Genomic DNA, 24066 nt, shown 5'->3' on the forward strand with positions numbered 1-24066 from the left:
TAAATTGGCCAAAACATTAATGGCATTTTATAATCAATTTTCTATTCATCCAAAACGGTCTGCCAGAACTTCTTTTGTTCTTCCTCGGTAGGTTGAACTTTTGGACTTACCAATCTAAAACCTACATAGTTGGAATCTGTAAACCACCAAAAACTCTTTGGAATCTGTGGATCACGCTTCTGCTGTTTTAAACTTGAAGCCGTTCTGGCCGATGAACGTAATTTATCCGCATCATCATCCCAAGAACCACCCCTATACGAGCGTGGGTGTATTACTGTTGGAGTTACCCAAGGATTTTTCTTGTCCATTGTGGCATAGGCATCTGCCTTGTATTCATCCAACGTCCATTCCGCCGCATTCCCATGCATATCATACAAGCCCCAAGGATTTGGTTTTTTGGACCCCACCTTGGCATATTTACTTTCCGAATTCTTGTAGTATACCGCATACTCGTCTATCTGAGCTACATCATCCCCAAAACTATAAGCACTTTGTGTACCTGCCTTTGCAGCGTATTCCCATTCGGCCTCCGTGGGCAATCGGTAAAATTTTCCGGTAACGGCACTTAGCCATTTGCAATATACCAATGCCGAATATGCGGACATGCTTACCGCAGGAAACCCGTCTTTACCCATACCATACGATGGATCCTCATACGGCGGACTGGGACGTGTAATGGCATCAATTTTAATTACACGGTCATCATCCAATTTTACAAAAAGTTCTTTGTTCTGTTTGAAGAAAAGTTCAAACAAGTCCCATGTCAATTCATGCTTCGCCATATAAAAAGCGTCTAGCTCTACCTCCTTTTGAGGACCTTCATCGGCCTTTCTGTTCACTTCCGATTCCGGACTACCCATGGTAAAGGTTCCACTAGGAATCAACACCATATCAAAACTCTTATCGGTTTCGGGAACGGTTTCGGTATAACCGTTAGAAGCCTCTACGGGTACTTTTTCCATTACTTTTTCTTCCGTTTTTTCCACCGCGGTTTCCTGGGTGGCCGTAACGGCTTGTGTAGATTTACAAGATTGTAGGACCGCCCCTATGAGACAGGCAGACAAGGTAATTTTGGTTAACTGAATTTTCATTGGTAAAATGGTTTTGCTAAAAATAGTTTTTTTTATCTACAATGGTCAAGCTCTACCCATTTTAAACCTTACCAACCCCAACCTCTTAACAACAGCTGTACTATTTGTTTAAAAACTAGCAAACACAATGCTCCACACCCCTTGCTATTGCCCTACAACTACCCAAAATAGCCTATATTTGTGCGAACGCTATAAATTATAAAAATGAAAAAACTACTATGCATAGCAGTGACCCTATTTGTTTCGGCAGGGGTTTTCGCACAAAAGGAAAACACAAAAGAATTAGAGAAGTTTACGGAGCTTAAAGTATATGACCGCATCGTGGTAAGCTTGGTAAAAAGTAACGAGAACAAACTTGTTATTACAGGAGACGATAAGGATGAAGTAAACATCTCCAACAAAAATGGACTCCTAAAAATAAAAATGGAGTTCGATAATTTTTTAGATGGGAACGAAGCCAAGGCCACTTTATACTATACAGAAGAGCTTGCCCTATTAGATGCCAACGAAAATGCAAAAATACGTTCGGACGAGACCATTAAAGGCGACCGCGTAGAAATCAAAACCCAAGAAGGTGGTAAAATAGATTTAAAAATAAACATCAAAGACCTCTACACTAAATCTATCTCAGGAGGGGAAGTTACCCTTACCGGTTCTGCGGACAAACAAGAGGTTATGGTGAATACGGGAGGAAAGACGTATAACAAACAACTAGACACCAATGAGACTACCGTAGTAGTCAATGCCGGAGGAAGGGCAGATGTAAAAGCTACCGATAAAGTAACGGCCAAAGTACGTGCCGGCGGTTCTATCTACATCTATGGCAATCCTAAAAGTATTGAAAAGGATAAAGTTTTTGGCGGTAAGATCAAAGAAATGGATTAGGGCTACTGCTCTATATCCACTGCTTCAAAAGCTACGAGTTCATTATCTTGAAATTGCGGGGTTACCTCAATAGGGTTGCAACATACCTCGCAATCTTCCACATAGGTTTGTTTTGAAACCGAGGGGTCCATTAGCATGGAAATTTCTTCCCAACAATAGGGGCATTGAAAAAAGTGTTCGTACATATAGACCTTTTTAAAGTTGCACCTGTTTTTTACTTTTGGACGATCGATAGATGGCATTTACTAAAGCGACCGATTTCCGCGCCTCTGCACCATCCACCATAGGTTTCCGGTTTTCCCTGATAGCGTTTACCATATCCTGAAGAACCACTTTATGATTGTGATGCCCAATGGCCGTAGGGTCTGCCGCGCCGCTTCCCTGTTCTTTTGAAGTTAATTCCGGAGCATCTTCTCCTTTTACATTCCATGCAATGATTTTCCCGCCTTCCATAATAATGCTTCCTTTCTCACCATATACCTCAACGCGTTCCGGGTAGCCTGGAAAAAGGGCCGTACCTGCCGTAATCGTTCCCATGGCCCCATTCTCATAATTTACCAATACCGCACCAACATCTTCCCCTTCTATTTCATGTACTCTAGTTTGTACATTGGCAAAGACCGAAACTGCAGGCCCCATAAGGTTCTGCAATAAATCTACGGTATGAATACCTTGGTTGATAAAAGCGGCGCCACCATCTAATTTCTTGGTTCCTCTCCACTTGCTATTGGCGTAATACGCCTGTGAACGGTACCAGTTGATACTGGCATTGCCCATAAGCAATTTTCCAAGCTTACCGGACTTTATCGCATTTTCTACCTGTTTGTAATCCGTGCTACATCTGTTTTGAAGTACACAGCCCAAAAGTACCTTTCGCTCTTCGCATAGGGCAATCAACCCATCTATTTTTTCAGTAGTTACCTCAAGGGGCTTTTCACTTAGGATATGTTTGCCCGCCTTAGCGGCAGCTTCTATTGCTATACTATGTTTTCCACTTTCATTACAAACACAGACCAAATCTATTTCTGGGTGCTGTACGAAAGTATTAAGGTCACTATAGATGGGCAATCCAAAATCAGCTTTCAGCTGCTCTACCCTATCCGCAGATTTTGTACAAAGCCCTACTATCCGGACGCCTTCCAGCTCCGAAAGACATTTTACATAGGTATGTACGATTGAACCCGTGCCAATAATTCCAACGCCAATATGAGACATATGATAGTTCTATTTTTGTAAAACTATACTACGAAGAAATTATTTGAAAGGCAAAGAATCCGTGCATTTACGGATGCCTTTTCAGTACGGTTTTAGACGATACGATTAAAATTCAACGTTAAGAAGTTGCCCGGTAAGCTGAAGCAATTGAAGTTCCGCAAGCTTGGCATCATACTTGGCCAAGTTCTTATTGGTCTGCGCATTCAAAAGGTTAATTTGCGCCTGCCGGAACTCTATGGACGTAATCCTCCCCAATTGAAACTGCTCTTTTGAACGTTCAAAATTATTTTGGTTGGTAATTACATTCTGTTCCTGAATCTGATAAATGGTCAATCGGTTTTCGTAGCTCGCCAGGGCATTAAGAATATCACGATCCACTTCTAATGTTACTTGCTCTTGCAACAACTCTTGGTTTTCATAGGCAATTTTAGAATTCTGCACCAAGGTAGTTGTTCTTCCGCCATCAAAAAGGTTCCAAGTAAGACTGGCCCCTAGGCCCAATGTAAGACTGGTTCTGTTGCTCCCGGGAATAATTTGGCCCGGCAAAAAGGAATTGGGTGCACTTTGGTTCAAATTCCAACCGTACGAGCCCGTAAGCCCGATAGTAGGAAGGTAACCGGAACGATTCACCTTAATGTCATACGCATTAATAGCCAAATTACGTTCGGCCTGCAGTATGGTTACGTTGTTCTGCTTGGCCTCGCCTATGAGCTCATCCAATTGCAATCTGGGCACAAAACGAACTATGGTATCCACTTGAAAATCCTCGGTCAAGCTTTGATTGACAATAACATTCAAATCCCTTTTAACATTAGCCAATTGTTGTTTGGTGTTCAACAGGTTAATACTATCATTGGTAACATCTACCTGAGCATTTAGAATGTCAAGTTTGGTATTCTGGCCATATTCAAAAGCGTACTCCGCCCGTGTAATACGGTCCGTAGAAATTTCCAAAGCCTGTTTCAGTACATTTTCGTTCTCCGTAAGCCTAGCTACTTCAAAATAAATACTAAACAACTGCAACAAGGTATTCTCTATGGTCTCCCTGGCTTGTAATTCCGTAAGTTGATACTGCTCTTTTAGCCTTTTGTAATTGTAGAGCCTTCCTAAACCATCAAACAACGTATAGTTCAAGTTCAATCCGCCATTGAAGGATTGCGATTCCGCATGGTTTATTTCCAAATCAGGTCTCGGCTCGCCGGAGCTTTCAAATTGTCCCGGATATTCTGTATTGCTATTTAAATCATTGTAATTGGCGCCTGCCGTACCCGTAAGACTCGGTAAATAGCCAGAATTGAGTATACCCTGATTGTTATCGGCAATTTCTACTTGATTACCGGCTACCTTAATTCCAAAGTTGTTTTCCAATGTTAAGCGTACCGCTTCTTCTTTGGATAAACGCTTCTCTTGAGCTGTAACTCCTAGACCGATAAAAAGAAAAATTAAGGGGACTATAACTTGTTTGATCATTCCTATTCTGGTTTCTTAATATTGCTGTTAGGTGAGGCACTATTGCTTACTTCCGAACCTTTCATTACATCATGGGAAGTTCCGTTTAACGGCAGCCTAGGCTGCTCCGCCATATGTGCTTCTTCCTTCTGCTCCTTTATAGCACGTTCTACCTCTTCCTTAGTGATATCATCACCGGTTTTCAACCATTTTGTGGTTACTTTAATACGGTTACTGAACGCTAAGAACAGCGGCAATAATAACAAGGTCAGAACAGTGGCAAAAGCAATACCATAGGCAATGGATATAGCCATGGGCTTTAAAAACTGGGCTTGCCTACTGCGCTCCAACAAAAGCGGAGCTAGACCTGCAATAGTAGTTATCGACGTCAAAAATATAGCCCTAAAACGTGAGCGGCCCGCCTCAAAAATGGCATCGTCAAATTTCATTCCACCACGCAAGTTGCCATTAAACTTACTTATGAGTACCAAACCATCATTCACCATAATGCCTATTAAGGCGATAATACCCAATAACGATAGAATATTGACCGGAAAGTCATGGATCCAATGCCCCCATGCTACTGCGGTTAAACTAAACGGTACCAGCAAAATAAGTAACAACGGCTGACTGAAACTTCTAAACGTGAACGCTATAGTGATGTATATTAACAATAAAACCGATAGACCCACCACGGTTATGGAATCGGACATTTTTTTGGCCTCCCTGTTCTGACCTTCGTACGATGCCGTTACCGTTGGATATCTGGACTGTATTTCCGGCATTACGGTGGTACGGATTTCGTTCATGATATCCGTGGCACTCGTTGTTTTTTCATTTTTAATGTCCGCCGAAACTTGAATTTCCCGTTGTCCTTCCAAGTGGTTTATGGCCACGTCTCCCCTTTCAATGATATAGGTTGCTATTTCCTTTAACGGAACTTTATTTCCGTTTGGAGTGGTGATTCGCATTTCATCCAAATCCGTAATGGAAGAGCGGTTCTCCCTATCATAACGTACCCAAACCTTAATTTCATCTTGCCCTCTTTGAAAACGTTGCGCTTGAGAGCCAAAAAAGCCCGCACGCACCTGATTCATTACCGTACGTAGGTCAAGCCCCAATAAATACGCATTCTCTTTTAGCTCAAGTCTTATTTCCTTAATACCTGCAGGGTCATTATCCGCAACATCTTTTAATAGGGCATTATTTTCCAGCACGGCCTTTAGCTCTTTTTTGGCAGCCTTTAGTTCGGTGATATTATTCCCCAAAAGCGAAACCGATACCGGATTACCGCCAAAGTTTCCTCCTGAGCCATAAATAAGGCTTTCAACCCCTAATACAGGCCCCATTAACTCTTGCAATCTATTGGTTACCATATCCGAACTAATGGCATCCGGACGTTCTTCACCAGGTAAAAGGTTAATATCCAAAGAAGCGGCAGAGGTACCCGGACCAATTCTCTTAATTGTATTTTCAAAAAGGACTTTATCCGTTCCCTTTAAATACTTCTCAGTTAGCTCTTGGTTTACAATTTTAGACTTCTCCTCTATCAAAGAAATAATAGAATCCGTGATTTTTTCATTGGTTCCGTTGGGCATCAATAAATCTACGGAAACCCTGTCACTGGCAACTCTTGGGAAAAAGGCCGTTCTAACGATTCCGCCACCCACAGACCCCAATGTAAGTATCAAGGCCATAACAAAGAAAGCGAACATCAGTACTTTATAGCGCAGACCAAAACGTAAAGCAGGGCTGTAAATCTTATCGCGCATCCAAACCATGAAACGGTCTCCCATTTCATTAATGACCCTTAATTTGGCAAAAGCTCTCCCTATTGCCGTTTTTGGTTTCATTTCTATGACCGTAAGTGCTTTTGAATGGGCCAAATGCGCAGGAAGTATTATTAGCGCCTCTACCAAGGAGACTACCAAGGTGAGGATTACGATTACGGATACCTCACTAAAGAATTCACCTATTCTACCATCTAAAAACAGGAAGATGGAAAAGGCCAATATGGTAGTGATAATTGCCGAAATAATGGGCGGTATTACCTCCATGGTACCATCAATAGCGGCTTGTATTGGACTTTTTCCTTTTTCGTAATGCTGATAAATGTTTTCCGCAATCACGATTCCGTCATCTACCAAAATACCGATTACGATAATCATACCAAAAAGAGATAACACGTTAATGGTAACATCAAAATACCCTGCAAATACGAACATTCCCAAAAAGGAGATAGGTAGACCGAACGCCACCCAAAAAGCCAAACGTGTATTTAAGAACAACGAAAGGAATATGAGTACCAAAATCATACCCACAATGGCATTCTCCGTCAACAACTCCGTACGTTGGTTCAGGGTAATACTACGATCACTGACCACGCTTAACTTTATGTTGTTGTGCTTTTGGTTAAAGTCCTCTATATATTCCTTTACCTTTTCGGCAGAACCCAAAAGGTCTTCTGTGTTGGTACTCGTGATGGAAGCACTAACGGAAAGGTTCCCATCAAAATAAGAAGCATTGGGCGATTCTTCAAAACGGTCACGAATGATGGCCACATCTTTTAACCGCACCGCACTACCCGAAGCATCCGCACGGATAATCATATTAGACAGCTCATCTCCGTAATAAGACCTATTGTTGGCCCTGATCAAATATTCTTCGGAGTCGGTTTTAATATTACCTCCAGTAACCAAAATATTGGCATTGGCCACCGCCTGAGATACTTCATTAAAAGATATATTATAAGCCAATAAACTATTTTCGTTTACGGCTATCTCTATTTCTTCCAATGGATAACCACTCATCTCTATTTGAGAAATGCCATCTATGGTACGCAGCTCGTTCTCTACCTGTCTCCCTACTTGTTTTAAAGTAGCCAATGGAATCTGTTCCCCACTTATGGCAAACGTTATGGTCTCTCTAACGGCTTCTAGTTTGGAGACAATTAAAGGCTCCATTCCGGTAGGAAAAGAGGGCACCCTATCTACGGCATTCTTTACCTCCAAAAGCATGAAATCTATATCGCGCCCTTTTTCGATTTCCACATTAATAACCCCACTGTTCTCCCTTGCGGTGGAGGTAACCCGGTCTACACCTTCAAGACCTTTTAAGTTATCTTCTATCTTAAGAACAATACCCTCTTCTACCTCTTGCGGTGAAGCGCCGGGATAGGTTATGTTTATTGATATATTCTTAGAATCCGAAAGCGGGAAATAGCTAGATTTTAACGAAAGAGCGCCGGCAATACCAAACACCATAAACGCCAGTACAAAGACATCTACGGCAACGTGATACTTTATGAAATAAGAGATTATGTTTCTCATTAGTCTTTGGTTTTTGTGTTACTCTCGTCAAAAACCTTAACTAGCATACCGGCATAAGCTCCTACTACCGGTTTTGAAACAATGGTTAATCCATCAGGTACATTTTTTAGGACCACCTTTCTATCGGAAAAATATACCGGCTTAACATCAACCACATCTAAAATGGTGTCCCGTACCACAAAAATTTGGTCATTTTCAAGTAAAAGCCCCCTGTCTATTTCAATTGCGTTTTCCTCTTGTCTGGCATCTAGATTGGCCTCCAAGTACATTCCTTCCCTAAGATTTTCGTCTTTAACATCTATATAGGCCCTTATGGTCTGTGATGCCAAATCTACACTCCCGTTAATACGGGCAACTTTTCCTGTATACGTTTTAGTTCCATTAAGATTGATAAGCTCTACGCTTTCACCCACTTTTAAAAGATCACTATAGTCCTTGCCAATGGCGACCTCCAACTCATACACGTCTGTATTAATGAATTCTCCCAATTTTTGACCAGATCTTACCAAAGTTCCCTCTGTAACCAAAGCCTCGGTTAGGATACCGCTAAACGGAGCCGAAATTCTATACTTAGAAAGACGTTGCTCCAAATTCTTTACATTATAGTAGTTGGTAAGAATACCACGACCGGAAATAAAATATTTCTCCTTTTCATCTGTCATTTCGGGCAAAGCAGGAGTCGTGTTCCCCATATTAAAATCGCTGAGGTATTTTTGCCATTTAGGGAATATCTCAGGATAATCCAACCTTAAATCCGGCATTATAGAAGTAATTAGATTGTAAAGGTTGCTTTTTGCCGATTGTACACTTGCCGAATATTCCGCAGCATCTATACGGATAATGGTTTCACCGGCCCGGTAGGTCTGTCCCGCTTTAAAAAGCTTGTTCCCTTTTCTAAACACTCCCTGCACCTCTGAGTAGAGTTCTACCCTTTGTTTAGCGCTTAAATTACCATTTGCAGGAATTACTATGGGGATACTTCCGTTTTTAACCGTATCTACAAAGACAGTCTTAATTACTTTTTCAGGTTTTGGTCTAGGGGTTCTTTTACTGTTTACAATTGATACTGCTGCGTAAACCGAAACAATAATCAGCAAAACACCTAGTACGGTCAAGAGGATCTTTCGTGTATTCATAAGTTAGTTGGGCTATATAACCAGATGGTTGGACTACAAAGCTATCTAATAGTTTAAGGGCGCTTTGTTAAATGTATCTTAAATGTATTTTTTTTGAAATACCCGAAAAAAAAGGGACGCATAACTGCGTCCCTTTAACCAAACTAACTAATAAATTATGGAAATCTATTTTCTATTCTTCGTCTTCAAACTTTGTATCGGCCATTCTAGTTCTGCCGTACTCAACATTTTTAAAATCGATTTTATCATCTTCCTTATCATAATCAAAAACCAAGAACTGCTTTTCATCCATTGAATGAAGACTTTTGAAGGAATCAAATTTGTTATTCTGAAGCTGTAACACCTCTAAGCTAGCCAATTGACCAAACTCTTCCGGAAGCTCACCTCCCAATTGGTTATTCGCCAAAACAAGTTCCTTAAGCTTTGTAAGTCCACCTATTTCCGACGGAATACTTCCTTCCAACGTATTTTCAAAAAGACCCAAACTTTCCAATTGGGCCAATCCGCCAACAGATTTAGGTATATTTCCTTTTAAACTATTACTGGACAAGTTTAAAATTTTCAGGTTTTTTATTTCCCCAATACTTTCAGGAATGCTTCCGGTTATAAAGTTGTTGAAAGCCGTTAGCTCCATTAAACTTCTCATTCTACCCAATTCCAAAGGAAGTTCTCCTTTAATACGGTTCATTTCTATCTTCAGCACGCGTAGTCTCGTAAGTTGTGCAATCTCTTTAGGAAGCTCTCCTGTAATGCCGTTAAACGCCAAGTTTAAAGATTCCAGTTTTTCCAAGTCACCAATACTGCTTGGGATAACCCCTTGAAGATTGTTATTAAAAAGATTGATTTCTACAACGTGGTTGTTTCTGACCGTTACACCTTGCCATGTAGAGATTTCTGCATCCAGGTTCCATTTTCTTTGCCATTCATCACCCTTCATTGCGTTGTACAACTCAATGAGCGATTCTTTTTCTTTCTTCGGAACGTCGGCCATAACCGTATGCACCGTAATGCACAAAAGCACTAAGTAACTTAATAGACTTTTCATACGAATACTATTTTTTTTTGGTTGACAGTAAGGTTGGGCGCAATTCAAAGCGAATTACCCTACAAAAATAAGCCTTAATGTGGATGAAAAACAAAAATTATCGTTCAACGGCCCTATAATGTTGTGAAAGCCAGATATTTTGTTGTGAGCACTTTTTTCAAATGGTCATTTACGGCAGCTCACTAGTAATTTTCTAGCTCTAAGGTAATTTCTTCCCACTTGGTCATCATTTGTTCCAACTGCTTTTTCTTCTTTTGATAGCCATCAAAAAAATTGGGAACGGCAATAGTCTTGTCGTAATCCATTAACAATTTATGGTCTATCTCACCTATCTCCTTTTCCAGTCTTGCAATATCCGACTCCACTGAGCTAAGTCGGTTTTTAAGTGATTTTATTTTTTTCTGTTCCTTAAAGTCGGTTGCACTAGATTTTGGCGTGTCGCTTTTTTTTTGAACGTCCTGTTTTTTTTCTATCGCCCTAAAATCTTCAACCTTACGTTGATCCAGATAGTAATCTATATCGCCTAAATACTCTTTAATTTTCTTGTCCTTAAACTCATACACCTTATTGGTCAGCCCTTGTAGAAAATCCCTATCGTGAGAAACAAGAACCAGGGTTCCGTCAAAATTCTGTAAGGCCTGTTTTAAAACGTTCTTAGATTGGATATCCAAATGGTTGGTAGGCTCATCCATTACCAACACGTTAAAAGGCTGCAAAAGCATCTTGGCCAAGGCCAAACGGTTTCGTTCACCACCGGAAAGCACTTTTACGTATTTTTCCACCTCATCTCCCTTAAACAAAAATGAGCCCAGAATATCTCTTACCTTACTTCTATTCTTTTCGTTGGCCGCATCTATCATGGTATCTAATATGGTTTTGTTACCATCTAAGTATTCGGCCTGGTTTTGGGCAAAATATCCAATTTGTACGTTATGCCCCAACTTTAATTTGCCTTCATAGTCCAAATCACCCACCATTATCTTGGCCAATGTAGATTTTCCTTGACCGTTCTGACCCACAAAGGCCGTTTTACTATCGCGCTCCAAAAGTAGATTTATACCAGAAAGTACATCTTTCTCCCCGTAGCTTTTGGAAAGTTCCTCTATTTCCGCAATAACCTTACCCGGAGTTATGGAGACCGGAAAACGGAGGTTCATTACGGCATTATCATCCTGATCTACTTCAATACGCTCCATTTTATCCAATTTCTTGATCAACGACTGTGCCATTGAAGCCTTGGAGCTTTTGGCACGGAACTTCTCGATCAAGCGTTCTGCTTGCTGAATTTCCTTTTCCTGATTCTTTAGGGCGTTCATCTGCTGTTCTTTTATTTCGCCTCTAAGCAGAAGAAACTGGGAATAGGGCTTTCCGTAGTCATAAATACGGCCCAAGGAGATTTCTATGGTACGGTTGGTAACGTTATCCAAAAACATTTTATCGTGAGAAACAATAACAACAGCGCCCGCGTACCCTTTCAAAAATTGCTCCAACCAGATAATAGACTCAATATCCAAGTGGTTGGTGGGCTCATCCAGAAGTAACACATCATTGCTCTGGAGCAAGAGTTTTGCCAATTCTATCCGCATTCTCCATCCGCCGGAAAACGTGTCGGTTTTCTTATCAAAATCCTCTCGTTTAAAACCAAGGCCCAATAGTATTTTTTCGGTTTCGCCTTGGTAATTATACCCACCTAATATTTCATAGCGATGGGTAAGATCGCTCAAGTCTACCATAAGTTGATGATAGATTTCACTCTCATAATCCGTTCGCTCTGCTAGTTGGTGGTTAATTTCATCCAACTTAAGCTCCAATGCCTTTATTTCTTCAAAAGCCTGATAGGACTCTTCCAAAACAGTACGCCCCAAAACAAAATCTATATCCTGACGAAGAAAACCAATCTTAATATTTTTCTCCATGGCGATAGTACCCGAATCAATAGGCATATCTTTGGACAACATTTTTAAAAGTGTTGATTTACCCGCTCCGTTCTTACCGATCAGACCCACACGATCACCACCATTTAAACGAAAGGATATTTCCTCAAAAAGATATTCTCCGCCAAAAGAAACGGAAAGGTTATGGATATTCAACATACTTTAAAAATTCTAGATTCAGACAGGCATCATGCCCATAAGGTGGTTTAATTATTTTTGAAAAAACATTACTATTTGTAATGATAGTTACATTGAAAGAAAAGCCAAAGTTGTACTTTTATTCAAAGTTTTGCAAATGTTAAAAAAAGGAAACAAACTATACAGCATTTTAACAGGAAGTTGTCCCAAATGCCACGAAGAGAGCATGTATGAGGATAAAAACCCGTATCATCTGGGCAAAATCTTTGATATGCACGAACGTTGCTCTACCTGTGGCACCAAGTACAAGATTGAACCTTCTTTCTTTTATGGCGCCATGTATGTAAGTTATGCCGTTGGAATTGCTTTTGCCGTAGCAGCATTTGTCATCAGCTTTTTGTTCATTGGTGCAACTTTGACCACTTCATTTATTGCCATTGTTGCCACCATGATAATTTTCATGCCACTAATTATTAGATTGTCCCGAAACATTTGGATCAATTTCTTTATCCACTTTGATTCTGAAGCAGGCACAAAATTCAGGAAAAAGACTGCTGAAAGTATTTCTGAGTAAAACGTGCAATGTCCAATTCCGGATCTAACTCCTGACCGTCTTCTGCGAACATGTACAGTTGTTTTGCAGCAGACGGGCCCATAAGAACCCCCCTTGAACCAAATCCGTTAAGGATATGCAAGCTTTTAAACTTAGGGTGCCTACCTACCAGCGGTTTTCTATCTACCACGGTCGGTCTTACCCCAGCTACTTGGTCTACTACTTTAAAACCGCACTTAAGCACCGTTCTTAATTTAGCCAATAGTCCTTCTTTGGCACTTTCTGTTGGCAGATTGGTTTTGTCATGGCGTTCGTAATTAGCACCTACCCTATAGATATTATTTCCTTGGGGAATAATGAACACCGAAGACTTTATGGCTTTATCCTCTTTTAGATCGGGAGCTTCAATAAATACGTACTCCCCTTTGGAACCTTGCAAAGGCAAATAATTAAAAAACGGATTTTCCTTTAACCCAAAACCTTCTGCAAACACAATTTTTCGGGCAGAAAGAGCGTCGTATTCTACTCTATCATCGGTATACTGCAAACGGTTGTAATCAAAGGTTTCTTCAATCACTAAGTCTTTCTCTTGAAGGTATTTCTTGTACGAGGAGACTAATTTTTCTGTATCTATTCTTCCTGTATGGCGTACTTCCCCATAACCGAACGGAGCATCTATATGAACATTGGTATTTGCATGAACAGATGTATTCAAAAACCTATCCAATCCTTTTTTATCGGAAGCTTCAAACCACAGGTTTTGTTCTTCAACAGAATGAAACCTTCTGTATACCGGCAGCTCATAATTTAACTTAACTCCTAACTTGCGTTCCAAATGCGCATAAAAAGCCGATGCCGTTTTCATCTGTTCCTCTGCCTGCCACGCCAACGTAAACCGTTTTAGAATAACGGGATTATATAGGCCTCCGGCCACTACCGAAGAGGTCTGGGAACTATCTGCAATTACCTTAAAGGTTTTGTTATTCTTCTCTAGCTGCTCACAGAATGAAATACCTGCTAGGCCAAGCCCTACAATTAAATAATCTATCATACGCCAAAGGTAGAAAATTGGCAATCAAAAAAAGCGCCCCGACAAAAACTGTCAGGGCGCTCAATACTATTTGAATTGGAATATTCTTGGCTCTAGTAAGCCCACATATCTTGCTCTCTATCTCTAATGACCTCTTGGATTCTACCTGCTTCCAACAACTGGAACAGAGCATTATCTGTAATGTAATCATTTACTTTACGGTCACCATGAACATTGTCTTCTCTATAAATTACACCATTAAACCTTCTTGCGTTCAACAACATATCAAAAGAGATAGGTTGCGCAGAGTTTCTTTGGTTAAAGACTTTGGCCTCGTGCAAGATGTTTCGTGCATCTGGATACCATACCCAGAATAACTCAACCTTTGCATCACTTGGATCCATAGAGTCATCGTCTATAAAGTTAACGTCAGGAGCTACCGGGGCAATACCTAACAAACGATACTTTAATTCGCCTTGGCGCTTATCAAAATACCACATTCCTTTTATACGGTATTCCTCAATATCGGCCGCAGTTAGGTTTCTTCTCATCACATACTCAGGAGAAAGTTCTTCACCTGCATTGATCTGTTCGTAACCATAATCAGTAGTATCTACTTTTTGCAACGTACTTTGAAGGTCGCTAAATTTACGCTTATCCGTAAAATAAGAATCTGCATAAACATCTTTTAGCTTACCGTTCTTGATATTTTTCAAAAGAACATCATATAATGATCTTCTATCGTTTCCTATATCAATGGTATCTGTAGGATAATATAAAGGGAAATTTACCCTTTCATCAAGATCAATAACTTCCCAAACCGTCTTAGACCAAAGAATGTCACGATCATCTACATACCCATACTCAAGGGGAGCATCATTGTCCAAAGCTTTTTGAGCTTCGGTCTTAATGCCTATTTCCTCAGGCTTTTTGGCGTTCAAGATGTTCGCCTGGGCCATCATGGAAACTGGCAACAATGTTACTGCACCAATTACTAAAGCATTTTTCCAATTCATGTTTGTAAAATTTTAAATTACCGAGCGATCAAAAGACCGCCCGGTTTTACTAGTTTTTATTAGTTTGTGATCTCCACTACAACCGGAGATACCTTCTTCAATTTATAACTCTTGTTATTTGTAATGTAAGCTTGGATATCAAATATCTGAACAGCATCACCTCTTTTAGCTCTTTTAAGGGCAGATTTGGCGTTAGCGTTCAATTTGCTTCCGTTAACACTTACGGTAGGCTGACCAGGAACTTTGAACTTAAATCCGCTTACAGCAAGGTTCAAGTCAAAATCAAAATCTTCCAACATTGCTCCTATAGTTGCAATTTCCATGTTAGCTCTAGGCATTTTAGCACTACCTGTTTGCTTACTTACAGAACCTGCAGGTCTTGGAATATCCTTAATTCTAAACTCAGATTTTGAAGATACGGTCTGACCATCAGGTAATTTACCAGAAGCTGTAATAGTAACTGTTCTACCTGTTCCAGGATTCATAATATACTTGCTACCGTTAACAGATTTTAAACCTGGAGCAGAAGCATTTACTTTGTTATTAGGTATGCCTGGGATAGATATAGACATTGGGTTAGCAACGCCACGGTAAACAACATTCATCTTATCAGCCGCAATTAAAGCAGCATTAGGCTTGCTAATTGTAGCAAAGCTGTTCTTTACAGGTACAGGAATCTCCTCACCATCTTGCTTAAAATACAATGTACCTTCTACAGTATGATCACCGGCAGAACCTGCTCCGATCAACATCTTAACACCACCAGCCTCTAGTTTATAGTCAGTACCTTCAGAAAGTTTTCTTCCGTCTAACGTTAACTCAGCTTTTACAGGAGTAGAAGAGTTATCAGTTTTACTAATGATAATCTTACCGTCATACTTCTCACCGGAGTAAAAAGCAGATTTACTAGCCTGTAATGATGTTGCAAAATTCTTAAGCGATACTTGGCTTGTTAACTCACCTTCCAACATTCTTTTAAGAGCGTCTTCTTCTGTAGCTTTAACATCTGCCTGAAGAGCAGTAATCTTGGCCAAAGAAGCTACTAAAGGATATCCTTCGTAGTGGTAGTTGATCCAATCTTGCTTAGAACCGTCTCTTTTAGTTTCTTTACCGTTCTCATCTCCAGTCTGGAAGCGAGCGTTTACAGATTCTTTCAAATCTTTTGGTACGATAGCCGATACTTGTGTACGGTAGTCATTAATTCTACTCATGAATTCCTTTCCACCTTCCGATAGATTGTCTCCTTGAAAGAATTTTTGATCCAAGAAATCAGAATTATCCATTCTCGCATAGTCCTTAGCATCTTCTAGACCTTCTGTCATGCCTTGCTTAAGGCCTTCTAGATAGTCATAATACTCCTGTGACATCTGCTTGATTTTCTGTGCATCTTTATAAAGCTTTCCGTATTTCTCAGAATCTTCGGAAGCTTTAGTCTCTAGACCACTCAAGAAAGCTAGGTTACTTTCTGTAGTCTTCGCGTTAGAAGCTTCCATCTTTTCGTTCATAATACCGAAAGCTGCAAGTACTTCTTTACTCATGTTTAACGCCAGCATAGCGATGAAGATCAAATACATAAGATTGATCATCTTCTGACGTGGTGTTGCTTTTCCTCCTGCCATGTTTTTTTAATTAGATTTGATTAATTATTTGATTTGGGGTTAACTAATCTCTAATTAGTTTCTATTCATAGCGGTTAACATACCACCGTATACTCCGTTCAATGAAGAAAGGTTAGTTGCCAAAGATTCCATTTGGTCTTTAAGAGCAGATGCATTCTGTACAACTTCTTCATTAACTGAAGCTTGTTTGCTAGCACTTTCTAATTGTACTTTGTATAAGCTGTTCAACGACTCCATTTGAGCGGCAGCCTGAACCATTTCATCAGAATACTTTCTTGTAGACTCCATAGCGTCAACAGTTGGGGCAATACCCTTAGCTGCACCTTCAAAGTTACGGATGCTAGTTCCAAGGCTTTCCATTAGGTTAGCGTCAACTCCTGCTTCTTTCAATAATTCGTCTAATTTACCAGATAACGAAGCTTCTGCTTCTTTGATTTCTTGAGCTTCGTTGCTTCTTGCAACTCCTGTTGAAGCACCACCGGCCAATTCTGGGTATACTAAAGACCAATCGTATTCATCATCTACTGGTTCAAATGCACTGATCGCAAAAATAAGTGCTTCTGTAATAAGACCTATTGCTAAAAGAAGACCACCTGTTAAAGGTCCGAACTCCCAGTGAAGAATCTTGAACAACGCACCGATAATTACTACAGATGCTCCAAGGCCGTAGGCCATGTTGAATAATTTCTTTGTTGATTTTGACTGTGCCATAATTTAAGGTTTAATTTGAAAATTAATGTTAATAAAAGATTTGGTTTACTGTTTGATTTGTTTATCGTCTTCCTCTATGGCTAGAAGAATCAGATGGTGTATTTGTATTTGTGTATTTGAAAATAACTATAATCCTAATATTACTTTTTTATTGTGTTGAATCTTCTTCTCCCATATAATCCTGTACGGTTCTAAAGCCGATGTAACTACGAGCAGAATCTGCATACTCATAATCTCTGGTGCTTACCTGTAGGAAATAAGCAACATCTTTCCAAGAACCTCCACGAATTACTTTTCTTGCATTTGCCCCATCGCCACCGTTAGGGTTCATTGTAGAAACAAATTCGTAAGAATTAGGGTCATAGCTAGAGTTGGTCCATTCAGACACGTTACCGGCCATGTTGTAAAGATTAAAATCGTTTGGTTCATATGATTTTGCTTCTACAGTGTATAAAGCTGCATCTGCGGCATAATCACCTCTTTGTGGTTTAAAGTTTGCCATAAAGCAACCTGTATCACTAATTACGTAAGGTCCGCCCCATGGGTAAGTTCCTCCTTCAATACCACCTCTGGCAGCATATTCCCATTCAGCTTCAGTAGGTAACCTGAATTGGTTTACAAATTGCTTGCCTTTACTTTTCTGATCATCATTCTTAAACTTGGTTCTCCAGTTACAGAAAGCTCTTGCCTGTGCCCAAGAAACACCAACTACAGGGTATTCACTATAGGCATCGTGCCAGAAATAATCATTATGCATTGGTTCGTTGTACGAATATTCAAAATCACGGATCCAAACGGTAGTGTCAGGATAGATTTCAAGTTCTTCTTGACGGATAAAATCTTTTCTGCTTCCGGTTCTAGAACGAGCTGCAGCTTCAATATCCATCCAGCTATACTTGTACTTCAATTTTGTAACATCAATAGTACGCTGACCGTTATAAGACTCCTCTTCAGGAATATACAAAGAATCCATTACCTCTGTATAATACTCATCTGGATACTCAGAGATATCCCAAATAAGGTCTTGGTCCTTGTTCAAGGCACGGCCTTCAAAACCAGTTTCGCCCATACCGGCATAATTATCCAGCATGTACTTGTCATAAGCAGATAGTTTAGTGGTATCTGCGTCTTTAAACGCATACTCACCAATACCTTCATCCTCAGGCCCTAGACCCAATTCATCTGCCAATACGGCTAAACGTGTTCTGGTAATGGAATCCTGTACCCATTCTACAAACTGGCGATACTCGCTATTCGTAATCTCGGTGTCATCCATATAGAACGATCTGACCGTTACGGTCTTTGTTGGTGCGTTCAGAACTTTAGCCTGGTCCTCTTCGGATTTACCCATGATATAAGAACCTCGTGGAATGAGCTCCATCCCATAAGGTTTCTCAGGATACCACTTCTTTCCTTGGGCCCCGACTAGCTCTCCCTTTGTCTTTGATCCGCAACTGCTGAGCAAAAAAACAAACGCTATAGATGATAACAATAGCTTTTTCATACTTTAGGTTAAATTTCGATTCTGGTTATAAACTGCAAATACTATGATTTAATTCTACACTCTAAAACTGTGATTTCATCAAATTATTGTATCAATGGCAATTATACTATATTTTTTTTCAACTCAATTAAAACCTTTTTTATAGGCCTTGAACCACCGTTCAGGAATGTTTTGGTCGCACGCTTCCAAATAGTCCTTTTTAGTGCATGGTAATAACGCCGATGAATTTGATTTAGTATGCGGCGTTAGTATAGATGGAACCTCTACCCACCACCTATTAGTAAGGTGACTCTTGTGAAAGGTAAGTTCTTCGGTATCTGTAGGAACTATATACTTTGTAAAGTTTTCGCTACTTTCAAAAGGCGATTCGTTTATTCTAAAGTTATAACCCTCGATGAAATACCATATTATCTGGGCCATTAACTGACAGGATTGATTGGTGTTTTCCATTTCATAGACCCCAAAAATACTTACTTTGTCACTAATTCCCGAATATCTGGCTATGGCACAAATCTCTCTTCCCGTAAACCCATTTGGCGAAAAATCATCGGATAATCCTATTTCACTGGCCCTAACGGCACGGGCATCCATACTAATCATATGTGCGTTACGCAGTACAGGTTCTGCCAAGGAAATATCCGAACCCAGCTCTCCCAAACGGTAAGCATCAAAGAAAAGACGCTCCATTAAATCTATTTCTTCCTGTGCATTAAAGTAACTCTGATATCCTATATTGGAGAAATTAAAGAGATTATTGGGCTTATCCGTAATAATCTTACTCATATAGGAATGCGATGAAATAAGCTCATCATCCATACCAAAATCAAACCTGCTATCTACCGCGACCAAGTTTACCAAGTCTACAATACCATCAAAAGACCGGTACGCAGGATAGGTTATATCTTGTGTAGCACCTATTATTATGGGCACTATCTTTTTCTCCAAAAGTGCGGAAAGTGTATTCTTTACAACAAAATAGGTATCCTCAACCGTTGCTCCTTCTTCAATATTGCCCATATCCGCCAATGTTGAGTTCCAATTACCCAACAACAACTTGTACAACTGAATCCGTATAGCGGCAATATCTAGTTTTTCGGTTTTCTTTTCAAAGGCGTTTCTGGACTCCCTAACCCCAATAATAGCGATTGAAACATTTTCTAGGTCCGGAAGACCATCTCTTTTAGTATGTATTCTAGTATGCTTTCCCAGAGATTGGGCAGCAAACAGTTCGCAGTGGGCCATTACTTTGTCTTCTACTGGAACCAGAAAATCAAATGCCATTTATTTTGAAAGATTATATGTGTTTAAATTATAGAGACGCACGTTATGCGTCTCTTTATCTATCTTTACTACAATTGGCCAATAACCAATACCACTATACTCAAACCTATTACTTTTTTGCTTTAGGTTTGGCTTTGGGCTTGGCCTTTGCCTTTGTTTTCTTCTTTGGTGTTTTTTGCTCAATAAGTTTTTGGGCCTCTTCCAATGATATTTTGGTAGCGTCTACCGTTTTGGCCAACTCCACCTTTATTTTACCCTTTATAATATTGTGCCTACCCCACCTTGCTTTCTCTATTCGGATTCCTTCTTCTGTCCAATTTTGGACCACCTTATCTATCTCTTTCTGTTTTTTAGTCTCAATCAATTCAATAAGGTCTGCCTCAGAAAGATTATCAAAATCGTATTTTTTATTAACGTTGATGAACATACCGTCCCACTTAATAAACGGTCCAAATCTACCGGTTCCTTTGGTTACCTCTTTATCTTCATAGTGATAAATAGGGGCATCGGCCTTTTGTTTTTCTTTAATCAACTCTACCGCACGTGCAAAATCTACATCAAAGGCGCTTTCTCCTTTTTCCAACGAAACAAACTTTTTACCAAAACGTACATAAGGACCAAAACGCCCTACGTTTGCCTCTACTTCCTCCCCTTCGTAAACCCCTAATTTTCTAGGAAGTTTAAAAAGCTCCATAGCCTCCTCATAGGTAATGGTGGTTAAGGACTGATCCGGCAAAAGGCTCGCAAACTTTGGCTTTTCCTCATCATCTACGGTACCCATTTGCACCATAGGCCCAAAACGGCCTAAACGTACAGAAACCTGACGCCCTGTTTTTGGGTCCTCTCCCAAAATACGTTCGCCACTGGCACGGTCTGCATTCTCCTGAACATCCAATACATTAGGGTGAAAGTCTTTATAGAAGTCTTTCATAACTTTCTGCCAATCTTCATCACCCTCGGCTATCTCATCAAAATCCTCCTCTACTTTAGCTGTAAAGTTATAATCTAGAATGGTTGCAAAATGACTTACCAAGAAATCGTTTACAATCATACCTATATCCGTAGGAACAAGCTTTCCTTTGTCCGAACCTACCATTTCCGATAGTTTCTTCTCTTGAACGGCACCTGCCTCTAACAATAATTGTACATAGTGTCTTTCCGTGCCTTCTACGGTTCCTTTTTCTACATATCCCCTATTCTGAATGGTAGATATAGTTGGTGCATAGGTTGACGGTCTTCCTATTCCCAGTTCTTCCAATTTCTTAACCAAAGATGCTTCCGTAAAACGGTATGGCGGTCTTGAAAAACGTTCGGTTGCTGTAATGTAATTGTTTTTTAAGGCCTCCCCTACTTTCATAGCAGGAAGCATTCCTTCCTGTTCTTCGGCTACATCCTCTTCATCAAGCCCCTCCATATATACTTTAAGGAAACCATCAAACTTAATTACCTCTCCATTAGCTGTAAATTGCTCTGAATGGGTACTTGCCTGAATTTTTACATTGGTACGTTCCAATTGCGCATCACTCATTTGCGATGCAATGGTACGTTTCCAGATCAACTCATACAATTTAGACTGGTCACGCTCCAATGATGGAGACTGGTTGGTTATATCCGTAGGTCTAATAGCCTCGTGAGCTTCCTGTGCTCCTTTGGATTTTCCTTTAAAGTTACGAACCGTACTATATTTTTCGCCATAATTATCTATAATGGCATCTTTTGCTGCCGATATGGCCTCACCGGAAAGATTAACACTATCCGTTCTCATGTAGGTAATAAGTCCCGCTTCATATAAACGTTGCGCCACTTGCATGGTCCTACCTACTGAAAAATATAGCTTTCTTGAAGCTTCCTGTTGTAATGTTGAAGTTGTAAAAGGTGCCGAAGGCGATTTTTTAGCCGGCTTCTTATCTAGATTACCAACCGAAAAATCCGCTCCTATATTTTCGTTCAAAAATACCTGAGCTTCTTCCTTTGAAGGGAACGTCTTGTTCAATTTTGCCGTGAACACACTACCTTCTAGCGTTTTGAATTCTGCCGATATCCTAAAAGAAGCTTCTGCGGTAAAGGCTTCAATATCTCTTTCTCGCTCAACAATAAGCCGAACCGCTACAGATTGAACCCTACCTGCCGAAAGCCCTGGCTTAATTTTTTTCCATAAAACAGGAGAAAGCTCATAACCCACCAAACGGTCTAAAACCCGTCTTGCCTGTTGGGCATTAACCAAGTTATAGTTTATTTCGCGCGGATTTTCAATCGCTTTTTGAATGGCCGCCTTGGTAATGGAGTTAAAAACTATACGCTTGGTCTTATCCTTATCCAACCCTAAAGTTTCCGCTAAATGCCAAGAAATAGCCTCTCCCTCGCGGTCTTCATCACTCGCTAGCCATATAGTTTCAGCTTTTTTGGCAAGATCACCCAGTTTTTTAACTAGGGCTTTCTTATCCTTATCCACTATATATTTTGGCGCAAAATCATTCTCTACATCTACACCCAGTTCTTTGGAAGGCAAATCGGCAATGTGCCCAAAACTGGACTCTACCTTAAAATCCTTTCCTAAAAACTTTTCTATCGTTTTTGCCTTCGCGGGTGACTCTACTATTACTAAATTCTTAGCCATTCATGGTTTGTTTGATAAAACAAAAGTAATTGATTTTTTTAATTAGCTGTCATACCATATATATAAGGTATAAAAAAACACCCCTATTTTCAGGGGTGTTTTCATTTCTTAAAAATTATTTTACTTTAAGCTGAAGGTACTTAACAACCGTAGGTCATTGTTTAAGTACTTGTATTGATAGAGTACTTTATCGCCTATCATGAGCAAAGAATCTTCCAAAGGAATAACATCATAAGTAACAACATCCTTAAAATGACTTATTAACTTCAAATCATTAACATTGGTCTTATCATATACCTTTAAACCGGAATCACCATCGCAAACAAACAGGTTGCTTCCTTTAAAACCAATACCATAAGGACCGTCCAAAGGATAAAACTTTTCCAACTCTGGACTGGCCAGATTGGACACGTTAACAATATATAGTCCGCTTTCCGTATTCCCACAAGAGTTTTCCCCGCGAAGGGTTACAAAAGCATAATCACCATCTACAACTACCGGGTCACAGGCCGTGCCATGAACAAACTCCGATATAAATTCTGGCTTATCCGGTGATGATATATCATATGTATACATGCCTTGTGTACCACCTATGAACAAAATATCTCCTTGGTTATATATGGTCTCAATAGTTCCATTTACGTATACATCTTCCAAAACCTTAGGGTTATCCAAGTTGGAAATATCAAAAACACTAATGCTTGACCATTCTACCGCATACAGATAATCATCTACAATTTTAAACCGAGCCAATGACCCACCTTGCCCCGTACCACCAGTTCTTGGAGTTATCTCCGACACTGCATCGTTCAAAGCAAAATCTATAGTGGGATCTCCACCAACACCATATTTATCCCTAAGCTCATCTTCCGAAAGGCGTTGCGTCTTTACTTCCCAACCAACTATAGCCTCTTTGGAAGCATCAAAACCCTCATAATCATAAAAATCCGCCTCCGGCCAATCCACATCAAAACCAACGGTACACCAAAATTGCTGATAAATAGCACCTTCTATGCGCTGCACCATTTTAATATCATTGATATCCGATATATCCATAATAACCAAATCCCCGTAGCTATCCGCATACAAACGGTCGTCCTTTATGGAAATATCATAATTACCTTCGAGCTTTATAAATGAAATAGCACTGGGACTTGATGGATTACTGTTATCCAAAACATGAAAGCCTCTATGCACATCGTTAACGAATACATAATCTTGGTATGCATAAATTTTACCGGACTCTATCATTGGAACAGGTTCCGTAACATCTACGGCTTCTTCCTTAAATTCAGAGAGATTCGCAATCAAAGGTGTTGCAACACGGTACTCCTTACCCGCAACATCATCTTTATCATCACTACAGGAAACTAAAGTAACAATAGCAGTTAGCAATATAAAACACAGGTTCTTCTTCATAGTTTGGTCGTTATGTTTATTGAGGCAACCTTTACACCCTATACCTTAATAAGATACACAACAATAGAATCCGTTGCGTATGGGCAGAGAGATT

At 40.0% G+C, this 24066-nt stretch carries 18 protein-coding genes; 2 read left to right on the top strand and 16 right to left on the bottom strand.

Annotated elements, in window-relative coordinates:
• Nucleotides 1-41 precede the first annotated feature (41 nt).
• The gene (locus tag SJY45_RS10580; protein WP_400070583.1) at nt 42-1091 is read right to left on the bottom strand and encodes a formylglycine-generating enzyme family protein; all 1050 of its coding nucleotides are present in this window, start codon (nt 1089-1091) and stop codon (nt 42-44) included.
• A gap of 204 nt (nt 1092-1295) precedes the next feature.
• On the opposite strand from SJY45_RS10580, the gene SJY45_RS10585 reads away from it, so the two are divergent.
• Nucleotides 1296-1976: a head GIN domain-containing protein gene (locus tag SJY45_RS10585; protein ID WP_215437974.1), complete on the top strand. Its 681-nt coding sequence runs from the start codon at nt 1296-1298 to the stop codon at nt 1974-1976.
• 2 nt (nt 1977-1978) lie between these two features.
• Here the strand turns inward: SJY45_RS10585 and SJY45_RS10590 are convergent, their stop codons facing one another.
• The 7 genes from SJY45_RS10590 to SJY45_RS10620 form a co-directional block, all read right to left on the bottom strand.
• Nucleotides 1979-2161, bottom strand: a complete 183-nt coding sequence (locus SJY45_RS10590) for a CPXCG motif-containing cysteine-rich protein (RefSeq protein WP_215437972.1) — start codon at nt 2159-2161, stop codon at nt 1979-1981.
• A gap of 10 nt (nt 2162-2171) precedes the next feature.
• Complete coding sequence (locus tag SJY45_RS10595; protein WP_400070586.1) at nt 2172-3191, bottom strand: Gfo/Idh/MocA family protein; 1020 nt, start codon at nt 3189-3191, stop codon at nt 2172-2174.
• Between the two features lie 105 nt (nt 3192-3296).
• A complete protein-coding gene (locus SJY45_RS10600) occupies nt 3297-4661 on the bottom strand; it encodes a TolC family protein (RefSeq protein ID WP_400070588.1) in 1365 nt (454 codons plus the stop codon).
• A 2-nt stretch (nt 4662-4663) separates the two neighbouring features.
• Entirely contained in the window at nt 4664-7969 is a 3306-nt protein-coding gene (locus SJY45_RS10605) for an efflux RND transporter permease subunit (RefSeq protein WP_400070590.1), read from the bottom strand.
• Nucleotides 7969-9105 (bottom strand): efflux RND transporter periplasmic adaptor subunit, encoded by a 1137-nt coding sequence (locus tag SJY45_RS10610; protein ID WP_303404350.1) that lies wholly within the window; start codon nt 9103-9105, stop codon nt 7969-7971. Before SJY45_RS10610 ends, SJY45_RS10605 begins: the two co-directional genes overlap by 1 nt.
• A gap of 172 nt (nt 9106-9277) precedes the next feature.
• Entirely contained in the window at nt 9278-10150 is an 873-nt protein-coding gene (locus SJY45_RS10615) for a hypothetical protein (RefSeq protein ID WP_215913857.1), read from the bottom strand.
• Nucleotides 10151-10332: 182 nt separating this feature from the next.
• Nucleotides 10333-12243 (bottom strand): ABC-F family ATP-binding cassette domain-containing protein, encoded by a 1911-nt coding sequence (locus SJY45_RS10620; protein WP_215437963.1) that lies wholly within the window; start codon nt 12241-12243, stop codon nt 10333-10335.
• A gap of 136 nt (nt 12244-12379) precedes the next feature.
• Between SJY45_RS10620 and SJY45_RS10625 the strand changes: the two genes are divergently transcribed.
• Nucleotides 12380-12796, top strand: a complete 417-nt coding sequence (locus SJY45_RS10625) for a DUF983 domain-containing protein (RefSeq protein ID WP_215437960.1) — start codon at nt 12380-12382, stop codon at nt 12794-12796.
• On the opposite strand, the gene SJY45_RS10630 is transcribed toward SJY45_RS10625, so the two are convergent.
• The 8 genes from SJY45_RS10630 to SJY45_RS10665 all read right to left on the bottom strand — a co-directional run bounded on the left by SJY45_RS10630 (nt 12762) and on the right by SJY45_RS10665 (nt 23972).
• A complete protein-coding gene (locus SJY45_RS10630; RefSeq protein WP_400070593.1) occupies nt 12762-13826 on the bottom strand; it encodes an NAD(P)/FAD-dependent oxidoreductase in 1065 nt (354 codons plus the stop codon). The genes SJY45_RS10625 and SJY45_RS10630 overlap by 35 nt on opposite strands.
• 92 nt (nt 13827-13918) lie before the next feature.
• Nucleotides 13919-14821, bottom strand: a complete 903-nt coding sequence (gene gldN, locus SJY45_RS10635) for a gliding motility protein GldN (protein ID WP_215437954.1) — start codon at nt 14819-14821, stop codon at nt 13919-13921.
• A gap of 59 nt (nt 14822-14880) precedes the next feature.
• Nucleotides 14881-16440: a gliding motility protein GldM gene (gene gldM / locus SJY45_RS10640; protein WP_215437951.1), complete on the bottom strand. Its 1560-nt coding sequence runs from the start codon at nt 16438-16440 to the stop codon at nt 14881-14883.
• A 54-nt stretch (nt 16441-16494) separates the two neighbouring features.
• On the bottom strand, nt 16495-17151 hold the full coding sequence (gene gldL, locus SJY45_RS10645) for a gliding motility protein GldL (protein WP_215437948.1): 657 nt from the start codon (nt 17149-17151) through the stop codon (nt 16495-16497).
• A 148-nt stretch (nt 17152-17299) separates the two neighbouring features.
• Nucleotides 17300-18655, bottom strand: a complete 1356-nt coding sequence (gene gldK, locus SJY45_RS10650) for a gliding motility lipoprotein GldK (RefSeq protein WP_215437945.1) — start codon at nt 18653-18655, stop codon at nt 17300-17302.
• A gap of 123 nt (nt 18656-18778) precedes the next feature.
• Entirely contained in the window at nt 18779-19936 is a 1158-nt protein-coding gene (locus SJY45_RS10655; RefSeq protein WP_215437942.1) for a formimidoylglutamase, read from the bottom strand.
• 109 nt (nt 19937-20045) lie between these two features.
• Nucleotides 20046-22553, bottom strand: coding sequence for a type I DNA topoisomerase (gene topA / locus SJY45_RS10660; protein WP_289060940.1), 2508 nt, complete (start codon nt 22551-22553; stop codon nt 20046-20048).
• Nucleotides 22554-22673: 120 nt separating this feature from the next.
• On the bottom strand, nt 22674-23972 hold the full coding sequence (locus tag SJY45_RS10665) for an LVIVD repeat-containing protein (protein WP_400070596.1): 1299 nt from the start codon (nt 23970-23972) through the stop codon (nt 22674-22676).
• Nucleotides 23973-24066 lie beyond the last annotated feature (94 nt).

Origin of the sequence: Zobellia russellii, from assembly GCF_044597075.1 — a bacterium.
GTDB classification, from domain to species: Bacteria; Bacteroidota; Bacteroidia; order Flavobacteriales; family Flavobacteriaceae; genus Zobellia; species Zobellia russellii.